The organism is Paenibacillus aquistagni (assembly GCF_900177815.1).
GTDB lineage: Bacteria > Bacillota > Bacilli > Paenibacillales > Paenibacillaceae > Paenibacillus_B > Paenibacillus_B aquistagni.
On sequence record NZ_FXAZ01000001.1, the window covers coordinates 344154 to 364041 of the forward strand.

14 protein-coding genes are annotated in these 19888 nt (G+C 50.5%); 13 read left to right on the forward strand and 1 reads right to left on the reverse strand.

Features of this window, described 5'->3' with window-relative positions:
• Positions 1–16: 16 nt before the first annotated feature.
• The 10 genes from dnaK (at position 17) to deoC (ending at position 9242) form a co-directional block, all read left to right on the forward strand.
• Complete coding sequence (dnaK, locus tag B9Y93_RS01550) at positions 17–1858, forward strand: molecular chaperone DnaK (RefSeq protein ID WP_085492600.1); 1842 nt, start codon at positions 17–19, stop codon at positions 1856–1858.
• A 102-nt stretch (positions 1859–1960) separates the two neighbouring features.
• Positions 1961–3082, forward strand: a complete 1122-nt coding sequence (gene dnaJ / locus B9Y93_RS01555) for a molecular chaperone DnaJ (RefSeq protein ID WP_085492601.1) — start codon at positions 1961–1963, stop codon at positions 3080–3082.
• 502 nt (positions 3083–3584) lie between these two features.
• A complete protein-coding gene (locus tag B9Y93_RS01560; protein WP_085492602.1) occupies positions 3585–3758 on the forward strand; it encodes a YfhD family protein in 174 nt (57 codons plus the stop codon).
• Positions 3755–3961 (forward strand): hypothetical protein, encoded by a 207-nt coding sequence (locus B9Y93_RS01565; protein WP_085492603.1) that lies wholly within the window; start codon positions 3755–3757, stop codon positions 3959–3961. The genes B9Y93_RS01560 and B9Y93_RS01565 overlap by 4 nt, the downstream gene beginning before the upstream one ends.
• Positions 3962–4110: 149 nt before the next feature.
• Entirely contained in the window at positions 4111–5091 is a 981-nt protein-coding gene (gene prmA, locus B9Y93_RS01570; protein WP_085492604.1) for a 50S ribosomal protein L11 methyltransferase, read from the forward strand.
• A gap of 15 nt (positions 5092–5106) precedes the next feature.
• Complete coding sequence (locus B9Y93_RS01575; protein ID WP_085492605.1) at positions 5107–5790, forward strand: site-2 protease family protein; 684 nt, start codon at positions 5107–5109, stop codon at positions 5788–5790.
• Between the two features lie 70 nt (positions 5791–5860).
• The gene (locus B9Y93_RS01580; RefSeq protein ID WP_085492606.1) at positions 5861–6631 is read left to right on the forward strand and encodes a 16S rRNA (uracil(1498)-N(3))-methyltransferase; all 771 of its coding nucleotides are present in this window, start codon (positions 5861–5863) and stop codon (positions 6629–6631) included.
• Positions 6632–6634: 3 nt separating this feature from the next.
• On the forward strand, positions 6635–7981 hold the full coding sequence (mtaB, locus tag B9Y93_RS01585) for a tRNA (N(6)-L-threonylcarbamoyladenosine(37)-C(2))-methylthiotransferase MtaB (RefSeq protein ID WP_085492607.1): 1347 nt from the start codon (positions 6635–6637) through the stop codon (positions 7979–7981).
• Positions 7982–8087: 106 nt separating this feature from the next.
• Positions 8088–8522 (forward strand): NUDIX hydrolase, encoded by a 435-nt coding sequence (locus tag B9Y93_RS01590; RefSeq protein WP_085492608.1) that lies wholly within the window; start codon positions 8088–8090, stop codon positions 8520–8522.
• Between the two features lie 9 nt (positions 8523–8531).
• Positions 8532–9242 (forward strand): deoxyribose-phosphate aldolase, encoded by a 711-nt coding sequence (deoC, locus tag B9Y93_RS01595; RefSeq protein ID WP_085492609.1) that lies wholly within the window; start codon positions 8532–8534, stop codon positions 9240–9242.
• Here deoC and B9Y93_RS01600 read toward each other — a convergent pair.
• Positions 9175–10140, reverse strand: coding sequence for a Na/Pi cotransporter family protein (locus tag B9Y93_RS01600; RefSeq protein WP_085492610.1), 966 nt, complete (start codon positions 10138–10140; stop codon positions 9175–9177). The genes deoC and B9Y93_RS01600 overlap by 68 nt on opposite strands.
• A gap of 193 nt (positions 10141–10333) precedes the next feature.
• Here B9Y93_RS01600 and B9Y93_RS01605 point away from each other — a divergent pair, with 193 nt between their 5' ends.
• The 3 genes from B9Y93_RS01605 to addA all read left to right on the forward strand — a co-directional run bounded on the left by B9Y93_RS01605 (position 10334) and on the right by addA (position 19811).
• Positions 10334–11731, forward strand: a complete 1398-nt coding sequence (locus B9Y93_RS01605; protein WP_085492611.1) for a class I SAM-dependent rRNA methyltransferase — start codon at positions 10334–10336, stop codon at positions 11729–11731.
• 267 nt (positions 11732–11998) lie between these two features.
• The gene (gene addB / locus B9Y93_RS01610; RefSeq protein WP_085492612.1) at positions 11999–15622 is read left to right on the forward strand and encodes a helicase-exonuclease AddAB subunit AddB; all 3624 of its coding nucleotides are present in this window, start codon (positions 11999–12001) and stop codon (positions 15620–15622) included.
• Complete coding sequence (gene addA / locus B9Y93_RS01615) at positions 15609–19811, forward strand: helicase-exonuclease AddAB subunit AddA (RefSeq protein ID WP_244903262.1); 4203 nt, start codon at positions 15609–15611, stop codon at positions 19809–19811. Before addB ends, addA begins: the two co-directional genes overlap by 14 nt.
• The last annotated feature ends 77 nt before the right edge of the window (positions 19812–19888 follow it).

A 19888-nucleotide genomic window follows, 5' to 3' on the forward strand; every position in this document is an offset into this window, starting at 1 on the left:
AAGGAGGTTATTCAACATGAGCAAAGTAATTGGTATTGACTTAGGAACAACAAACTCATGCGTAGCGGTTATGGAGGGCGGCGAAGCTGTCGTTATTCCTAACCCTGAAGGCGCGCGTACAACGCCATCTGTAGTAGGCTTCAAAAAAGACGGTGAGCGTATTACAGGCGAGACTGCTAAGCGTCAAGCGATCACTAACCCTGACCGCACGGTTAGCTCTATTAAGCGTCACATGGGTACTGACTTCAAAGTATCCATCGATGACAAAAATTACAGCCCGCAAGAAATCTCTGCTATGATCTTGCAAAAGCTAAAATCCGACGCAGAGGCTTATTTGGGCCAAACTGTAACGCAAGCCGTTATTACGGTTCCTGCTTACTTCAACGACGCTCAGCGTCAAGCTACAAAAGATGCGGGTAAAATCGCAGGTCTTGAAGTTCTTCGTATCGTGAATGAGCCAACAGCGGCTGCGCTTGCTTATGGCGCAGACAAAGAAGGCGACCAAACGATTCTCGTGTATGACCTTGGCGGCGGTACTTTCGACGTATCCATCCTTGAGCTCGGCGATGGCTTCTTCGAAGTAAAAGCAACAAGCGGTGACAATAGCCTTGGCGGCGACGACTTCGACCAAGTGATTATTGATTATCTGGTAGCTGAATTCAAAAAAGAACAAGGCATTGATCTTAGCAAGGACAAAGCAGCGGTTCAACGCTTGAAGGATGCAGCAGAAAAAGCAAAGAAAGAGCTTTCTGGCGTACTTACAGCTTCCATCAGCTTGCCGTTTATTACGGTTGTTGACGGGGTTCCACAGCACTTGGAGTTGAGCCTCACTCGTGCGAAGTTCGAAGAATTGTCCCATCAGCTTGTAGAGCGTACGCTTGGACCTACTCGTCAAGCGATGCAAGATGCGGGTCTTAGCGCTGCTGAGATCGACAAGATCGTATTGGTCGGCGGATCTACTCGTATCCCAGCTGTACAAGAAGCAATCAAGAAGCTTACAGGCAAAGAGCCTTACAAAGGCGTAAACCCTGACGAAGTGGTTGCCCTTGGTGCGGCTGTTCAAGCAGGAGTATTGACAGGTGATGTGAAGGATGTCGTCCTTCTCGACGTAACGCCATTGTCCCTTGGAATCGAAACAGCAGGCGGCGTGTTCACGAAGATGATCGATCGCAATACAACGATCCCGACGAACAAGTCCCAAGTGTTCTCCACATATGCAGACAATCAAACAAGCGTGGAAATTCACGTGCTGCAAGGGGAGCGCTCCATGGCTTCTGACAACAAAACACTTGGACGCTTCATCCTGTCCGATATTCCGCCAGCACCACGCGGCGTGCCTCAAGTCGAAGTATCCTTCGATATTGATGCGAACGGTATCGTTAAGGTATCTGCAATGGATAAAGGCACAGGCAAGAGCCAAAACATCACGATTACTTCCAGCAGCGGCTTGACGGATGATGAGATCGACCGCATGATGAAAGATGCGGAGATGTATGCAGATGAAGACAACAAGCGCAAAGAAATGGTCGAAGTGAAAAACAACGCGGACCAATTAATCTATACAACAGAAAAAACAATCAAGGACCTTGGCGACAAAGCGGATCAAGCGGAAGTTGCAAAAGCAGACGAAGCGAAGGAAAACTTGAAAAAAGCGCTCGAAACAAACAATGTAGACGAGATCAAGGCTGCTACAGAGAAGCTGATGGAAATCGTTCAGCAGTTGTCAGTGAAGCTCTATGAGCAAGCGGCTCAAGCCGAGCAAGCAGCTCAAGGTGCTGAAGGTCAAGCGCAAGGCGGAGCAAACAAGGATAATGTTGTTGACGCAGATTATGAAGTTGTAGACGAAGACAAGAAATAATCAGAGTCGCAGCAAGCAGTCAAAGTCTGGGATGACCAGGCTTTGACTTTCCTTTTGTTATCATCCAGAATAGATGTTTAGACCTATTATGGGGGTGGAAGAGTGGCAGAAAAGCGTGATTATTATGAGGTTCTTGGAGTAGGAAAGGACGCTGGCGAAGATGAGATCAAAAAGTCTTATCGCAAGCTCGCGCGCCAATATCATCCTGACGTAAACAAGGCTCCAGATGCTGAAGAGAAGTTCAAGGAAGTAAAGGAAGCCTATGACGTCCTGAGCGATTCTCAAAAACGTAATATGTATGATCAATATGGCCATGTTGATCCGAATCAGGGCATGGGAGGCGGCTTCTCGGGCGACTTCGGAGGATTTGGCGATATTTTCGATATGTTCTTTGGCGGTGGAGGAAGACAACGCGATCCGAATGCGCCACAGCGCGGCAACGATCTTCAATATACGATGACCGTAGAATTCAAGGAAGCGGCCTTTGGCGTTGAAAAGGATATCACCATCCCTCGCACCGAGGAATGCGATACTTGTCACGGATCTGGAGCGAAGCCTGGGACTTCTGCAGAGACTTGTTCGCGCTGCCGCGGAACAGGTCAAGAGGAAGTGGCACAGAACACGCCGTTTGGCCGCATGGTCAATCGCCGTACTTGTTCGGCTTGTCAAGGCCGAGGCAAGATCATTCGCGACAAATGTACGACTTGTCATGGCAACGGTACAATGAAGAAGCAGCGCAAGATTCATGTCCGCATCCCTGCAGGTGCCTTTGACGGCGCTCAAATTCGCATGACAGGCGAAGGGGAAGCTGGGCTTCGAGGTGGACCAAGCGGCGACCTGTACGTGGTGCTTCGTGTGAAATCACATGAATTTTTCAAGCGTGAAGATGATGATATTTACTGTGAAGTACCGGTCACCTTTGCTCAAGCAGCCCTTGGCGACGAGATCGAGATTCCGACATTACATGATAAAGTAAAGCTGAAGATTCCTGCAGGAACGCAGACGGGAACGAACTTCCGCTTGCGCGGCAAAGGAGTTCCGCATCTGCGCGGTTCTGGCAACGGAGATCAGCACGTGAAGGTGATTGTCGTTACACCGACAAAGCTCAATGACGAGCAAAAGAATGCGCTCCGTCACTTTGCAGACCTTAGCGGTGAAGCGCCGACAGGGACGCATGAGGAAGGCTTCTTCGATCGTATGAAGCGTGCTTTCCGCGGAGATTAGCGCTTAGCGGCATTCTAGCAATCGTGTTTGGTTTATATAAACCTAAAAAGAGAGCATGAGCCACATTGTTGGCTCATGCTCTCTTTACTTAGTGAACGCTAGAAGAACGGTGTTCCATATAATAATGAGGATATATCTCCTGATCGCGCTGTTGATTAGCTGCCTGTGCACATTCATAAAGCACATGCTCTACATAAATCTTGATATCTTCTACTTGCTTGCCACATAGATGACATTCCATCTTTTATCTACTCCTTATTGCAAGACTGCCCAGTAGCCACTGCATCTTGTTATTACCCGAGATAGACAGATATGAAACATTAGAGCAGGATACTATCCAGGCTCTGATGATCTCTCGGTGTGTGCATGATCGCTCCCTTCTGGAAGAGACGGTCCTATTAGCTTATGCAGATGTTTTGGTTTCATTAGCAGCATTTGTGAATATTTTGCAACAGGATGTGAAATAATAGTTAAGCGTTTACACCTATCAGGAGGGATACGGATGACAACACCTAACCAGGACAAGTTTCATTCATCTCAGCAGGCCCAATTCGCAGAGGATAAGCTCCCAGTGACGAAGTCTGAGGACGTCGAATACTCTGAAGAACTTGCAGATGCTGCGGACCATTCAGCACAAGCGCGCGCCAAGGCTGCGGATGAGAGAGCCGAACAATGATGAATCAACTGAATGTACAATTCCAACATGATGTTGAAGCAAGATTATTCGAGATGAAGCTGCAAGCGCTTCGAATTGATGGTGTGCGAGTCATCGACTCGACCCTCCCAGGGCTTGCAGCGTATGTCGTGCAGGCAGATGTGCCTATGGAGCTTATGCCTCAGATTGAAGCTGTTGTGCAGGATCATCATGGGCTGTACTAATCGAGCTGCATGTCTCCACCTTTGTTGAACTCCTTACATGTACGAACGGTTGTCCAGCTGCCGTTGTCGTTGTAAGGAGTTTGCTTTTTGTGTACAATGATAAGAATGTGGATAGATAGACTTGAATTGTAGACAAGGGGGACACATGCGTGTTTTGGCATGAATTGACGATACATACAACTGAAGAAGCAACCGAGATGATCAGTAATTTTCTGCATGAAGCAGGTGCAGGCGGTGTATCCATAGAAGAATCCGGAACGCTGAATAAAGAGAGAGATACATCATATGGACAATGGTACGAGAAGCCGTTAAATGATATTCCGGAAGGACAGGCTGTTATTCAGGGCTATTTCTATGACGGCATGGATCTAGCTGCAATTGAAAAGGAAATTAAAGAGCGAATTGAGGAGCTTCGCACGTATAACATCGATCCAGGCGAAGCTGCTATGAGCTGGAAGACGGTGCATGAGGATGACTGGGCGAATGCTTGGAAGCAGTATTTCAAGCCGATGCGCGTCTCAGAGCGCTTAACGATAAAGCCGACTTGGGAGCAGTACGAGCCTGAGACCGAACAGGAGCAGATCATCGAGATTGATCCGGGCATGGCCTTTGGTACCGGCACTCATCCGACAACTTCGCTGTGTCTGCGCACACTGGAAATGGTAATCAAAGGCGGAGAAGATGTGATTGACGTCGGTACCGGCTCAGGCATTCTTGCCATTGGCGCCATGAAGCTTGGAGCGAAGCAGGTGCTTGCCATTGATCTGGATCCGATTGCAGTGACGAGCGCGAATGCGAATGCTCTACTCAATGATCTGACAAGCAAGATTACAGTTCGAGAAGGAGACCTCCTGCAGGTGCTGAAGACGAGCGAATCCGCTTCAGCTGATGCACTTGGCGTTCAATTGCCAGTGCAAGTGGTAGTGGCCAATATATTAGCAGAAATTATTGTGCTGTTCCCTGATGATGTCTATGAAGCATTGGCTCCAGGCGGCATTTACATCGCGTCTGGCATTTACAAGGACAAAATTGATCTCGTAACGAACACGTTGGTGAAGAGCGGTTTTGCAATCCAAGAGAAGCATCATGATGAAGACTGGTGCGCCATCGTCGCTCGTAAAGATGGATAGAAGGGCGGGATGTGAATGGATGCTTTAAATGATATCTTGCGTATTAAGCTGGAGACGCTGCCGTTTGTATTGCTAGTGCTTATGATCGCCTTTGCGGTGCACGAATTCGCTCATGCCTACTTCGCATGGAAGTTTGGCGATCCAACAGCGAAGATGCTTGGGCGCGTGACGCTCAATCCTGCCAAGCATATGGACGTGCTTGGTACCCTGCTCTTCATTATTGCAGGGTTCGGATGGGCGAAGCCTGTGCCTGTTAATCGAGCGAACTTTAAAAATCCCCGCATGATGGGGATTGTCGTATCCGCAGCGGGACCGATAAGCAACTTGTTCTTGGCCTTTATCGGAACGATCATGCTCCATGTCAGCTTGAAAATGGGGTGGGTCGCGTTTGAAGGCATGACGCGTGCACAAGATGCGCTGATGATCTTCTTGAACTTATTTATTCAATACAACATTGTGTTATTTCTATTTAACCTGATTCCACTGCCGCCGCTAGACGGTTATCGCATCATTGAGGATTTGGCTCCAAGACGAGTTCAGGCGAAGTTGGCGCAGTACGAGCAGTGGTCGATCTTTATTTTCTTATTGATCGTGTTTATCCCACCGATTCGCGAGAGAACGATTGATCCTTTGTTTAGCCTAAGCTATGACATTCTTCTCGCTTTCAGCAGGGCGGCCTTTTTTATTACTGGCGGTTAAGCGTTATTTAAATTTTAACAACTCTAGCACTTCACTTCTAAACGTTGTATGATGAGGAATGTTGAGTACGATGCAAAAATATTTTGTGGCTCCCGAACAGTTCGGAGAGCAATATATTGAAATTACGGGGCAGGATGCCCATCATATCACGAAGGTTATGCGACAAAAGCCAGGAGATGCGTTCATCGTAAGTGACGGAGTATCTCGCGAAGCTTTGGTTCAATTGGATGTGATCGAGGACAAAGCGGTGCGAGCCATTATCGTTGAGCATCGCACCTTGGACCGCGAGCCTGCCATGCAGGTTGCGATTGCACAGAGCCTGCCAAAGGGCGACAAGATGGAGCTCATTATTCAAAAGTGCACGGAGATCGGTGCGGTGGCGTTTGTGCCTTTCGTGTCTGAGCGCACGGTCGTGCAGTACGATGCGAAGAAGGAAGCCAAGCGCATGGAGCGCTGGGGCAAGATTGCCAAGGAGGCGGCAGAACAATCGCATCGCAACCTTGTGCCAAGCATCGAGCGGGCATTGAGCTGGAAAGAGCTCCTGCAGTCGATAGAGGCATACGATCTTGCACTGTTTTGCTATGAGAACGAACAGGGGACTGAGCTTCGAGACGTTGCAAGGCCATTTGTAGAGCGCCGACTTGCGGACAACCAGCGTGCTGCTAGAGTTCTCATTATTGTAGGCCCAGAAGGCGGATTTGCAAGCCGCGAGGTCGAGGAGATCATGCAAGCAGGCGCCAAATGTGTAGGTTTGGGACGTCGCATCCTTCGTGCGGAGACAGCGGGCATGCTTGCCTTGGGCTGTCTTCTCTATGAGTCTGGAGAAATGGGAGGAATATAAGCCATGCCATCAATCGCCTTTTATACACTAGGGTGTAAGGTAAACTTCTATGATACTGAAGCGATATGGCAACTGTTCAAGCAGGAAGGCTATGAGCAAGTTGACTTTGAGCAAACCGCGGATGTATATCTGATCAATACATGTACCGTAACAAATACCGGAGATAAGAAGAGCCGTCAGATTATTAGACGCGCTGTTCGCCGCAACCCGGATGCAATCATTGCCGTGACAGGCTGCTATGCGCAAACGTCGCCAGCGGAGATTCTGGATATTCCTGGCGTAGATTTGGTCATCGGTAACCAAGACCGTGAGAAGCTCCTTGATTATGTGAAGGAGATTCAAGAGAAGCGCGAGCCGATTAATGCCGTGCGCAACATTATGAAGACCCGTGCCTTTGAAGAGCTTGATGTACCGGACTTTGCAGATCGCACCCGTGCATTTCTCAAGATTCAAGAGGGCTGCAACAACTTCTGCACATTTTGCATTATTCCATGGTCTCGCGGTCTGTCTAGAAGCCGTGAGTCTGATAGCGTGCTGAAACAGGCTCGTCAGCTTGTAGCAGCTGGCTACAAGGAGATCGTTCTGACGGGCATCCATACTGGCGGATACGGGGATGATCTGGAAAACTATGATTTGACTAATCTCTTGTGGGATCTCGATAAGATCGAAGGACTTGAGCGCATTCGGATCAGTTCGATTGAAGCGAGCCAGATCGATGATCGCATGATTGAGGTGCTGAACAAGTCCTCCAAGATGTGCCGTCATCTTCACATTCCGCTGCAAGCGGGCAATAGCGAAGTGTTGAAGCGCATGCGCCGCAAATACACGGCGGAAGAGTTTGCAGACAAGATTGCTCGCATTCGCGAGGCGATGCCAGATGTCGCGATTACGACAGACGTGATTGTCGGCTTCCCAGGCGAGACGGATGATCATTTCAAGGAAGGCTACGACTTTATGAAGAAGGTCGGCTTCTCAGAAATGCATGTTTTCCCATACTCGAAGCGTACAGGCACACCGGCTGCTCGCATGGAGGATCAGGTGGACGAAGAGGTGAAGCATGCGCGAGTTCATGAATTGATCGAATTGTCTGAGCAGATGCAGCTGGAGTATGCGAAGTCCTTTGTCGGACAAGTGGTAGATGTTATTCCTGAGGGAGCAGCAAAGGGCAGACAGGAATCTGGCCTTATCATGGGATACTCCGACAATTATCTCCAAGTTATCTTTGAGGGCAGCGAATCATTGATCGGCAAAGTATGCCGCGTGAAGCTTACTGAAGCGGGTGTAAATGAGTGCCAAGGCGTGCTTGTTCGCGTTATGGATTCGAACATGAACCAAGCAGCAAACATGTAAATGACACGATTATAGGAGGATTTCATCTCTTGCTTGATGGAGAGGGTGAAATCCTTCTTCTATTCGGTTAACATAAGTACATATACGAATACGGGAGGTTCTGGACATGAAGGAAATATCAGCAGGCGGAGTTGTGTATCGCAAGCAAAATGAAGCTTTGCAAATCCAGCTCATTCAGGATCGTTATGGGAAAATTTCTTTTGCAAAAGGCAAGATGGAGCCTGGAGAGACAGTGGAAGAAACCGCGCTGCGCGAGATCTTGGAGGAGACGGGCATTGAGGGCAGAATTGAAGCCCCTATCGATGTGATTCGCTATCAGTATGAGCATCCGATGCATGGGCTCGTAGATAAGGAAGTGCACTACTACCTGGTTGAAGCCAAGAGCGGGCAGCATCAGGCGCAAGTGGAGGAGATTCGCGGGGTAAGCTGGTTTTCCCCAGAAGAAGCATGGAAACAGCAAAAAGAGGCAGGCTATAATAATAATGACCACATTTTGCAGCATGCACTAGCGAAGCTGAACATTTCCACGGATGAAAGGTGAGATTAGAAGATGGATCAAGCATCTTTAGCAGCCTATATTGACCATACCCTGCTGAAAGCAGACGCCAATCGCAGTCAGATTGAAAGGCTGTGCCAGGAGGCGCGCGAGCATCAGTTTTACAGTGTTTGTGTAAATGGAATCTGGGTGAGCACCTGCCAGGAACTGCTGCGGGGCACAGATGTGAAAATTGCAGCTGTGTGCGGATTTCCGCTAGGAGCAAACGCTACAGCAGCCAAAGCCTTTGAAGCTGCACGTGCCGCCGAGGACGGGGCGAAAGAGATTGATATGGTGCTTCAGATCGGAGCGCTTTTAGACGGTGATTACGCGCTTGTAGAACAGGATATTGCGGCAGTCGTCAGGATGGTGGAAGGCAAGGCGATTGTAAAAGTAATCTTTGAGACGGGCATGTTAAATGACGAGCAAAAGATCACTGCTTGCAAGCTGTCCGAGACAGCAGGCGCACATTATGTAAAGACGTCGACAGGATTTGGCACAGGCGGTGCCACGGAAGCGGATATCAAGCTGATGAGAGCAAATGTGTCCTCATCGATTGGCGTGAAGGCCTCCGGTGGCGTAAGGGATTATGCGACGGCTGTGAACATGATTGAAGCAGGCGCAACACGTATTGGAACCAGCTCCGGCGTTCAAATCGTCAGCGGAGGCGTTTCCACACCGACAGGTAGCATAGCGGAAGGGCAGCAATCGAGCTCGCAATATTAAAAATGGTCTGAGCTCGAGCAATCTGGCCAGCTTCCTGGCTGCTCATCAAGCTGGCTGCATGGTGAAGCTGGTCGATGAACGGGTAGAACAGCAGGGCACCGCCGACATTAAGCACAATATGGCTCCAGGCGACGTATTGGCCGCTGCGGCTGCCGCCTAAGGAAGCGATGAGCGCGGTGAAGCAGGTGCCGACATTGGAGCCGATCACGATCGCAATGCCGACTTCAACAGGCAGGGCTCCTGTTGCGGCAAGGCCCATCGCCATTGCAATGATTGCTGCGCTGCTGTGTACGAGCGCAGTAATGATCATGCCGGCAAGAAGTGCCCAGACCAAGCTTTCTTGGGAACGCTCAAGGAACCAAGTGAACATGCCTCTTTCTTGAAGCGGCTCGCTGATCGTCTTCATCCATTCCATGCCAAGCAGCACCAAGGAAAAGCCCGCCAAGGCAATGGAGGCATACTGAAGCGGCTTCCACCAGTGCTGAACGCGTGGAATGATATTGGGAATAATATCATCAGCAATGACGCCCCACATCCATGCCGTAATCGACAGGAGCAGGAGCGGCAAGGCGTAATGGGTGATGTCAAGTCCAATCAATTCTGTCGTCAGGCAGGTGCCGATGTTCGTGCCGAGAATGATCCCTAAGGTGCGCGGGAAAGTAACAAGACCTGCGTTGACAAGCCCGATTGCAATGACGGTAATGGCCGTACTGCTCTGCATGGCGGCAGTCATGACGGAACTGAACAGCATGCCATGCATGGGCGTCTTGGTGAAGCGATGCAGAACGCGCTGCAAATAAGGGCCTGCCCAGAGATGCAGGGCGAATTCCATCGTTTTCATGCCGAATAGAAATACAGCAAGTCCAAGGATAAGGGGAAGTACGATTTCGTAGAACATACAGGTTCACTCCTCTTAGCTGGTCATCGCAGGTCTTGAAGACGACGGCATGCTCGTCTTCCATCGTGACCTTAGATTGAACGTCGAGATTCACACAATTCAAGCAGCATTTATGTAACTTTATGCATCTAAGAGGACAACCATGACAAGCATCCTTGGCTTGTCTTTCATTGGTTAGAGGAGGAGACATCTTATCGAAGCTACAAATGATTCACGCCCGCAAATCGTCTTATCGCGAGCAAGAAAGAAGCGGATCGAGCGCTCGCACCCGTGGGTGTACAAGACAGAGATTGATAAAGTGATAGGGGAGCCTGCACCAGGAGATTTGGTCGATATTTTAACGGAAAAAGGAAAGTATGCGGCAACAGGCTATTACAATCCTGCCTCGCAAATTACAGTTCGCGTTGTATCATATGAACGCGATGTGCAGATGGATAAGGATTATTTTGTTCGCTGCTTCACAGATTGCTTGTCGCATCGGGAGCGGTTTCTCGGCGAGGCAACAGCATACCGTCTTGTATACGGCGAGGCTGACTTCCTGCCCGGATTAATTGTTGACCGCTTTGATGACGTTCTGGTGGTGCAGATTCTGACATTAGGCATGGACACGAGAAGAGAAATGATCGTAGAAGCGCTTGTCGAGGTCATGCAGCCGCGTGGCATCTATGAGCGAAGCGATGTGCCTATTCGAGAGCGTGAAGGCTTAGAACAGGTTACAGGCGTGTTGTATGGCGAATGCCCGCGTCACGTGCAAGTGAAGGAGAACGAACTGACGATTGAAGTGGACATCGTGGCTGGGCAGAAGACGGGGTACTTTTTCGATCAAAGGGAAAACCGTGCTGCCATTGCTCCATTAATGACAGGCTGGGGCAAAAGAAGCGGGATCAAGCTGCAGGAAGCAGAGTCAGAGCAAGGAACAAGCCTCTTGCCTGTAAATGCCAATGGCAAGATCGTGACATTTCCCTGGTGGGATGGGGCGACGGTGCTCGAATGCTTTTCCCATACGGGAAGCTTTACGCTGCATGCTTGCAAATATGGCGCGAAAAAGGTTACATGCCTTGATATTTCCGAGCATGCCATAGAGAGCGCGAAGCGCAATGTGGCGCTTAATGGGTTCACGGATCGTGTTGAATTTGTGGTGGCGGATGCATTTGCCTATCTGCGCGCACAGGTTCGAGGACAACAGGAGCGCTCAGATCGCGCACTGGCAAGCGAAGGCAAAAAGCAAGATACCTCCAAGCCGCTTACCGCAGGAGGCGGACGGACATGGGATGTAGTCATTTTGGACCCGCCTGCATTTGCCAAGACAAGAGGGGCAGTGGCAGGGGCAACTCGCGGTTACAAGGATATCAACCTTCAGGGCATGAAGCTTGTCAATGAAGGGGGCTATCTTGTTACGGCTAGCTGCTCTTACCACATGCGTCCTGAGCTGTTTATGGAAGCGATACTGGATGCGGCGCATGATGCGGGCAAGGTGCTGCGCCTTATTGAATGGCGTGCAGCGGGACACGATCATCCGCAGATTGCCGGTGTGGACGAAGGGCACTATTTGAAGTTCGCCGTGTTTGAGGTGCGGACCAAAGGAAAATAACTGAGCCAAGCGCAATGTATTTGCTGAGAAGCTGTCATCTTGAGAAGCTGTTAATATGCCGAACAATGCGATTTAAGCATCGGTATAGAGAAGAACTGTAACTGTCTTGCAGGTCGTGGAAGTTGACCTGGGAGGCAGTTCTTTTTTTTGCAGTGGGCATCTTTGGCATGGACATGATTGCATATGCTGCCAAACCTGACAAACGTGTGTTCTGTGTGGTGCGCATGTTATAATGGCTCTATTAGTCTATGGGGAAGGATGAATGAGATGTCGTTAACGTTCATCATCGGACGATCAGGAAGTGGGAAATCCACTTATATACTAGATTCCATACGTAAAGAATTAATAGCTAATCCTCAAGGCCCACCCATTGTTCTGCTGGTTCCAGAGCAAGCGACCTTCCAGATGGAGCATGCGCTGGTGAAGACAGAGGGACTTCATGGGCTGCTTCGCGCGCAGGTGTTGAGCTTTCGCCGTCTGGCATATCGCGTTATGCAGGAGACTGGGGGGACGGCGCTGACGCCAATTAATGAAGAAGGCAAGAAGATGCTGCTCTATAAGATTTTGCAGCGAAGAAAGACGGAACTGCCCTTATTCTCATCTGCGGCAGAGCAGTTTGGCTTTATCGAGAAGCTAAACAAGCTTTTTGATGAGATGAAGAGATACCGTATTCAGGCGGCGGATATTGACGAGCATCTGTCCTATTTAGGAGGAAGCAGTCAGCCGCTCTTATCTGCAAAGCTTAAAGATATTGGAAGTGTTCTGCACGAGTTCGAATCCGAGCTTGCCAATCATTATCTCGATGGCGAGGATGTGCTGATGCGGCTTGCCGAGCATGTTCCTGAATCAACGTACGTGAAGGAGGCTGCCATATGGATTGACAGCTTCCACGGCTTTACCCCTCAGGAGCTGTCCGTGCTTGCCTCCTTGCTGCTTCATGCCAAGGAGGTGAAGCTTGCCTTAACGCTCGATCGGCCGTATGAGCAAGGTGAGACCCCGCATGAGCTGAATTTGTTCCATCCCACAGCCACCACTTATTGCAAAGTAAGAGAGATGGCAGAGACTTTGGCTGTGCCGATGGGAGAGCTCGTTTGGCTCCGAGCGCAGGATGGGATGCGCCTGCCGCGTGCTCGTCATGTGGCGAAGCTTGCCCATCTGGAGCAGCACTTTGAACGGCCGATTCCATGGAAGGGGGGCCATGCACACCCTGCTTCGTTATCGGCCGCTATGAGCGAGTGCGATGCTTCTGGTTCGAATGGAGCTGATCTGCTGCCGGTAGCGAAGCAAGCGGCGATGCGCGCTAATGCAGATGCTATTCGCATTCACGCTGCGGTCAATCGCAGGGCGGAGGTTGAAGCTTGTGCTGCAGATATGCTGCATCACGTACGCACAGGCAAGGCGCGCTGGCGTGATATGGCTGTGATGGTCCGAAACATCGGCAACTATGCTGAAATCATTAAAACCGTCTTCCAAGATGCGAAGATTCCGTACTTTATGGACCACAAGCGAGGTGTGCTCCATCATCCATTTGCGGAGATGACGCGTTCCCTATTTGATATTATACTCGGCTATTGGCGACCAGATGTCGTCTTCCGATTTGTGAAAACAGGCTTCATTCTTCCTTTGGATGGATCTGTGACAAGGCTAGACTTTGATCGGCTGGAGAACTACGTGCTCGCAACAGGAATTGAAGGTTCGAGATGGACGAATGGCAAGCCTTGGCCTGCCGTGCCTTCGTTATCCTTAGAAGTAGAGGAAGAAGCTCCCTCCGATAAGGAGCGATCCGCTCAAGCGCCGGAATGGATTGAGGAGCTAAGACAGCTGATTGTTAAGCCGATCTCTCATTTTGAGCAGCAGGTAACCAAGGCGAAGACGGTTGAAGGCAAGTGCAAAGCGCTTTATGAGTTCTTTATCGATCTGGAGGTTCCGAAGCGTCTTGAACAGATGAGCGCTGATTCTCTCTTCAAGGGGGATGTGGAGCGTGCTCGTGAGCATCGCCAGATGTGGGGAGCCATGATCGATATTATGGACCAAATGGTCGAGATGGTTGGCCAGGAAGAGATGAGTGTGGAACGATTTTTTGGCATGCTGGAAACCGGGCTTGAGAGCTTGAAGATGGCGTTGGTACCGCCAGCATTAGACCAAGTGCTGATCGCCTCCATGGACCGTACGCGCCCTGATCAGCTGAAGCATCTGTATGTACTCGGGGTGAATGACGGCATTATACCAGCACGGCCTGTCGAGGATGGCATTCTGACAGAGAATGAGCGTGATGTGCTTCAAGACATTGGGCTTGAGCTCGCCCCTGGCATTCGCAGAAAGCTGCTGGATGAGCGCTTTTTGATCTATACGGCCTTAACCGCATCAAGCGAGAGCCTATGGGTAAGCTATGCCCTTGCTGATGAGGAAGGCAAAGCGCTGCTCGCCTCTGAAGTCATCCGCCTGCTGCGCCGTTTGTTCCCTGAACTAGAGGAGCATTTAATCATGGCTGAGCCAAATGAGTTCATGGCTGAGACGGAACAGATGGCATACATTGCTCATTCTGAAGCAGCGCTTCGGCACTTGATCGGTCAGCTAAGGGAATGGCGAAAAGGAAGAAGCATTAAACCATTATGGTGGGAAGTATACCGTTGGTTTCAGGCAGAGCCGAAGTGGCATGATCGTCTGCGCACCCTGACGAGCTCGCTTGTGTACCGCAATCAGGTCGAAGCCTTGAATATAAGTACAAGCCGCAAGCTGTACGGCAAAAAGCTGAGAACAAGCGTGTCTCGAATGGAGCGCTTTGTTGCGTGTCCTTTTTCTCACTTCGCCTCTCACGGCTTGAAGCTGAAGGAGCGACAGGTGTACCGGCTGGCTGCTCCTGATATAGGACAGCTCTTCCATGCGGCATTGACCCGCTTTGCGATGGACTTGAAGGATGGCGGCAGAGAATGGGCAGCACTGACGCCTGAAGAGATGCAAGCAGAGTCTGATCGGATCGTGGATGAGCTTGCCCCGAGGCTTCAAGGGGAGATTCTGCTCAGCACGAAGCGTTATCAGCATATCTCCCGCAAGCTAAAGCGCATTGTGGAGCGAGCGGTTGTGATTCTAGGCGAACACGCCAAGCGAGGAGATTTCGAGCCGCTGGCGCTGGAAATGGACTTTGGTCCGAACAAGCCGCTGCCGCCATTAACCTTTACCTTGGAGAATGGATGTACGATGGAGATTATCGGACGCATCGATCGTGTAGATTGCGCGGACAGCGAGCAGGGCGTTCTGCTGCGTGTTATCGACTACAAGTCAAGTCAGACGGATCTGAAGCTTCATGAGGTCTACTATGGGCTCTCGCTGCAAATGCTGACTTATCTAGATGTGCTCTTGTCCAATGCGGAAGAGTGGCTCGGCCAGGAAGTAGTGCCGGCCGGAACGCTGTATTTCCACGTGCACAATCCGCTGCTTGTCTCTGCCAACGGCATGACCAAGGAGCAAGCGGAAGATCAGATGCTCAAAAAATTCAAGCTCAAGGGACTTGTTCTTGCTGACCGTGAAGTGGTCTCGAAGATGGATGCTCCCCTTGAGAAGGGGTATTCGGATATATTGCCGGTTGCGGTGAAGCAGGATGGTTCTTTCTACAGCAATGCAAGTGTGGCGACAACGGAGCAGTGGGATGTGCTAAGGCATAATGTGCGTGATATTATCCAGCGCATCGGCACACGCATTACAGATGGCGATGTGCATATCGAGCCTTATCGGATGGGGACGAGCAAGGCTTGCACATTCTGTTCCTATAAGCCGGTCTGTCAGTTTGACGAGCTTATGGAAGGCAATGAGTATCAGCAGCTTTCCCGCATGTCCAAGGATGAGGTATGGATGAAGCTTGAGGGAGGAGGAGACGAGCATGGAGAAGCTTAACATCGGCACCGGCATGATGCCGGCAGATCAATTATCAGGACTAGAGGCGGAGAGTAAGCACCAGACTAGAGAATTTGAGGATGTCCAGTCAACTGCAGCTTATGGCGAAGATCATGGCGAAGTTTTGGAAGGCCTTAATCTTGAGCGCATATCGGATCAGCAGGAAGCAGCGATTGTGGCGGATATTCCTGCCAAGCCGGTTGATTCGAGATGGACGGATGAGCAGTGGCAGGCGGTCGTCGATGGCGATCGCAATATTCTGGTTGCCGCTGCTGCCGGCTCAGGAAAGACCGCGGTGCTTGTTGAACGAATCATACGCAAGATTAGCGATGAAGTAGATCCTGTGCATGTTGACGAGCTGCTTGTCGCTACCTTTACAAAGGCTGCTGCAGCAGAGATGAGAGAACGGATCAGGCTTGCCTTGGAGAAGGAGCTTGCACAAGCGCCGGACTCCGAGCATCTGGCGCGTCAGCTGGCGTTATTGAATCGAGCTTCCATCACGACGCTGCATTCCTTCTGCTTGGAGGTCATTCAGCGGTATTTCCAGACGATTGAGCTTGATCCTTCCTTTCGCGTTGCAAATGAGACGGAGACCGAGGTGCTGCGTCAGGATGTGCTCTCGGATATGTTTGAGCAAAAATATGATTCGGATAACGAGACCTTCCGCCGACTCGTGGACTGGTTTAGCGGCGAGCGCAATGATGATGCGGCCTTTCATCTTATCCAGCGCCTATATGACTTCTCACGCAGTCACCCTTGGCCAGCAGAGTGGTTAAAGGGCATGGCCAAGGCCTTTCGCGCAGAGAGCGTAGAGGGACTGTCCAACTCGCCATGGGCGCATAGCATTATGCAGGATGCGAAGCTGTCCCTACATGCCATCGTGCAGCTTCTAAGCCAAGCTGCAAGGCTTACGACGGCGCCAGGAGGCCCTGAGCCTTACGCTGCAGCGATTCAAGCTGAGCTAGTGGCTGCGAGTCATGTTCAAGCTGAGGCTGAGCACCTGCCATGGCATGAACTGAAACCGCATCTAGAAGAGCTTGTGTTTGGAAGGCTGCCGGCGTGTCGGGGTGATCAATATGAGAAATCGCTGCAAGAAGAGGTGAAGGGTCTTCGCGACCAAGCCAAGGCTCGTTTTGCCAAGCTTAAGGATGAGCTGTTCTCAAGAGAGCCGGCGCAGTTTCTGCAAGAGCTGCAGGTCATGGCTCCGATTATGGATGAACTGGTTGATATCGTGCTTGAATTTGGCCGCCGCTATGAGGAAGCAAAGCGTGGAAAAGGACTGCTTGATTTCTCCGACCTGGAGCATTATTGCCTTCGAATTCTGCGAAGCGAAGAATCTACTCCGCAGGATACAAGGCCCTCTGAGGCAGCGCGGCAATATCAGCTTCAGTTCAAAGAGATTCTATTGGATGAATATCAGGATACCAACATGGTTCAAGAGGCGATCGTTGAGCTGATCTCACGTCAGCCAATTGGCAATCGCTTTATGGTCGGTGACGTTAAGCAGAGCATCTATCGCTTCCGCTTGGCTGAGCCAGGGTTATTTATGCAAAAATACGCTTCCTATCAATCAGACCGCAAGCTCCCAGCCGAAGGCACGCGAATTGATCTGGCTCGCAACTTCCGCAGCCGCAAACAAATTGTTCATGCTGTGAACATGCTGTTTAGGCAGCTCATGAATAAGCAGGTTGCCGAGCTTCAATATGACCAAGCGGCAGAACTGCAATTTGGCGCCGCGTATTATCCTGAGCCAGCGCATAGCGGCGAGGGAGCTTGGGCCGCTGAGCTGGTCCTGATTGAAAAAGGAAAGGGCGGAACGGCTCTTGATCTGGACGATCCTGAAGAAATCGCACCGCTTGAGCCGGCGCTTGAAGAAGAAGGAAATCATAGGTCGGACGATCTCTTTCATCCAGCAGAGATTGAGACAGCTAGGCTTGAGGCCAAGGCGATTGCGTCAAGAATACGTCGAATGCTTGGCGAAGAGGGCGGCGAGCCCTATCAAGTGCATGATGGGCAAGGCGGCATGAGAGCGGCGACATATCGTGATATGGTGATATTGCTGCGCGCAACGCAGGCTTGGGCTCCATTGATGGTAGAGGAGCTTCGTCTAGAGGGGATTCCTGCATACGCTGAGTTCAGCACAGGATATTTTCAAGCGACGGAAGTAGAAGTCATGATCTCGCTGCTCCGAGTCATCGATAACCCTTATCAGGACATTCCTTTGGCAGGGGTGCTCCGATCTCCGATCATTGGCCTGTCAGCTGAGGAGCTGGCGCTCATTCGTTTGCAGGGCTCCAATATGCCTTATTTCGATGCGCTGCAGCAGGCTTGTGCTGACGAGGCGCATGACGGAGAAGGAGCACTGGAGGGACAAGAGGGCTCTGCTCTTTCCCAAGATACGAGATTAAGACTGAGCCATTTTCTTCATCGCTTGGAGCGCTGGCGTGATGAAGCGCGTCAGGGCAGCCTCTCTGAGCTGATTTGGAGCATTTATCGTGAAACGGGCTACTATGAGTGGATTGGCGGTGTTGCTGGTGGACAGCAGCGTCAAGCGAATCTGAGAGCACTGTATGATCGGGCCTGTCAATATGAATCCTCATCGGTGCAGGGCTTGTATCGATTCTTGCGCTTTATTGATCGGATGAAAGAGACGGGGGGCGATCTTGGTACCGCTCGTGCCTTAGGCGAGCAGGAGGATGTTGTTCGCATCATGACGATTCATAAGAGTAAGGGACTCGAGTTTCCCGTCGTATTTGTTGCTGGATTAGCCAAGATGTTTAATCAGCAGGATATTCACGCGCCATTTCTCATGCACAAGCAGTTGGGATTCGGTCCAAGGTTCATTGATGAGGAGACGAGAGCGGCCTATCCCACGCTTGGGAATCTGGCCATTCGAAGGCAGATGAGGCTTGAACTGTTAGCAGAGGAGCTTCGCGTGTTATATGTTGCCTTAACGAGGCCAAAAGAGAAGCTGATTCTAATTGGTACGGTATCGGATGCGGAGAAGGCCATACAACGATTCGGCGAAGCGCTCGATATCGAGCCGCTCTTGCTGCCAGATTACTTGATTGCAAGAGCGAGGTCGTATCTGGATTGGATCGGCCCTGCCGTAATTCGTCTGGCTGCAGCTTCTGGCTGGAGACAGTATGCCGGGCTGCCGAATCGCAATGGCGCCTGCCTGATCGAAGATCCATCTGAATGGAAGCTTACCCTTCTGCCAGCTTCTATTATTGGAATGCAGGAAGCTCCTGCCTCTATGATAGAGGATTCAACTCATCGAGCAGACAGGCTGGAACGATTAGTGAAGGTAGAGCTGCTCTATGAGCAGGACGAAACAAGACGAGACATGCAAGAGCTCATTGACAGCAGATTGTCATGGCGCAATCCTTACCGCATTGCAGAGATGTTGGCCGCAAAGACATCCGTGACGGAGATGAAGCGTCTGTTCGCCCAAGAGGAGCTTCCAAGCTCGGATTGGGTACAGCAGCCCGAAGCTTTGGATGATGCCGCACAGGATCAAGCAGATGGTCAAGCGGATATAAGCTATACCCTGCATTTGAAGCGTCCTCGCTTCATGGAGAAAGAGAAGTTGACTCCAGCTGAGCGTGGTACTGCCTATCATCTGTTCATGCAGCATTTGCCGCTTCTTGAGGAGATAGATATCGACACAATTCAGGAAACACTCCAACGAATGGTTCAAAGAGAGCTGATGACGAAGATGCAAGCTGCGGCTATCAATGTCCAATCCGTGCAGGCCTTCTTCCACGACTCAATTGGAAAGCAGCTTGTTAAAGCCGCTTGGGTGAAGAGGGAGCTTCCATTCAGTTATGGACTGACCGCAGCTGAGGCGTATGCTATTGAGCTTGATCAAGACACAGAGAACGGCGAGAAGCTTCGTTATGTGGCGACTTCGACCTTTGCAGCCAAAGATGAAACCGGCCTTCTGGATGAGGAGACAGTGCTTGTTCAAGGAGTGATAGACTGCTTGTTCGAAGTCGAAGGAAGACTTGTATTGTTAGATTATAAGACGGATAAAGTGCTTGCGCATCGCGGAGGTATAGAAGCGCTTGCTAATCACTATCGTTTTCAGCTGGATCTGTACAGCAGAGCCATTGAGGAGATGTGGGGCCGGCCAGTGGACGATAAGGTGCTGTATTTCTTTGATTCCCAGCAATCGATTACATTGTAATTTAGGGCGATAAAGTTCTTCACAGCTAGTCTTGGGATAAAGAATCTTATATTGCTGAGCTGCCTATAATCGTAGAG

What these genes read in the sequence shown, in the direction of transcription:
- dnaK (WP_085492600.1), top strand. Translation starts at nt 17, where the DNA reads ATGAGCAAAGTAATTGGTATTGACTTAGGAACAACAAACTCATGCGTA.
- B9Y93_RS01560 (WP_085492602.1), top strand. Translation starts at nt 3,585, where the DNA reads ATGACAACACCTAACCAGGACAAGTTTCATTCATCTCAGCAGGCCCAA.
- B9Y93_RS01565 (WP_085492603.1), top strand. Translation starts at nt 3,755, where the DNA reads ATGATGAATCAACTGAATGTACAATTCCAACATGATGTTGAAGCAAGA.
- B9Y93_RS01575 (WP_085492605.1), top strand. Translation starts at nt 5,107, where the DNA reads ATGGATGCTTTAAATGATATCTTGCGTATTAAGCTGGAGACGCTGCCG.
- B9Y93_RS01580 (WP_085492606.1), top strand. Translation starts at nt 5,861, where the DNA reads ATGCAAAAATATTTTGTGGCTCCCGAACAGTTCGGAGAGCAATATATT.
- mtaB (WP_085492607.1), top strand. Translation starts at nt 6,635, where the DNA reads ATGCCATCAATCGCCTTTTATACACTAGGGTGTAAGGTAAACTTCTAT.
- B9Y93_RS01590 (WP_085492608.1), top strand. Translation starts at nt 8,088, where the DNA reads ATGAAGGAAATATCAGCAGGCGGAGTTGTGTATCGCAAGCAAAATGAA.
- deoC (WP_085492609.1), top strand. Translation starts at nt 8,532, where the DNA reads ATGGATCAAGCATCTTTAGCAGCCTATATTGACCATACCCTGCTGAAA.
- B9Y93_RS01600 (WP_085492610.1), bottom strand. Translation starts at nt 10,140, where the DNA reads ATGTTCTACGAAATCGTACTTCCCCTTATCCTTGGACTTGCTGTATTT.
- addB (WP_085492612.1), top strand. Translation starts at nt 11,999, where the DNA reads ATGTCGTTAACGTTCATCATCGGACGATCAGGAAGTGGGAAATCCACT.
- addA (WP_244903262.1), top strand. Translation starts at nt 15,609, where the DNA reads ATGGAGAAGCTTAACATCGGCACCGGCATGATGCCGGCAGATCAATTA.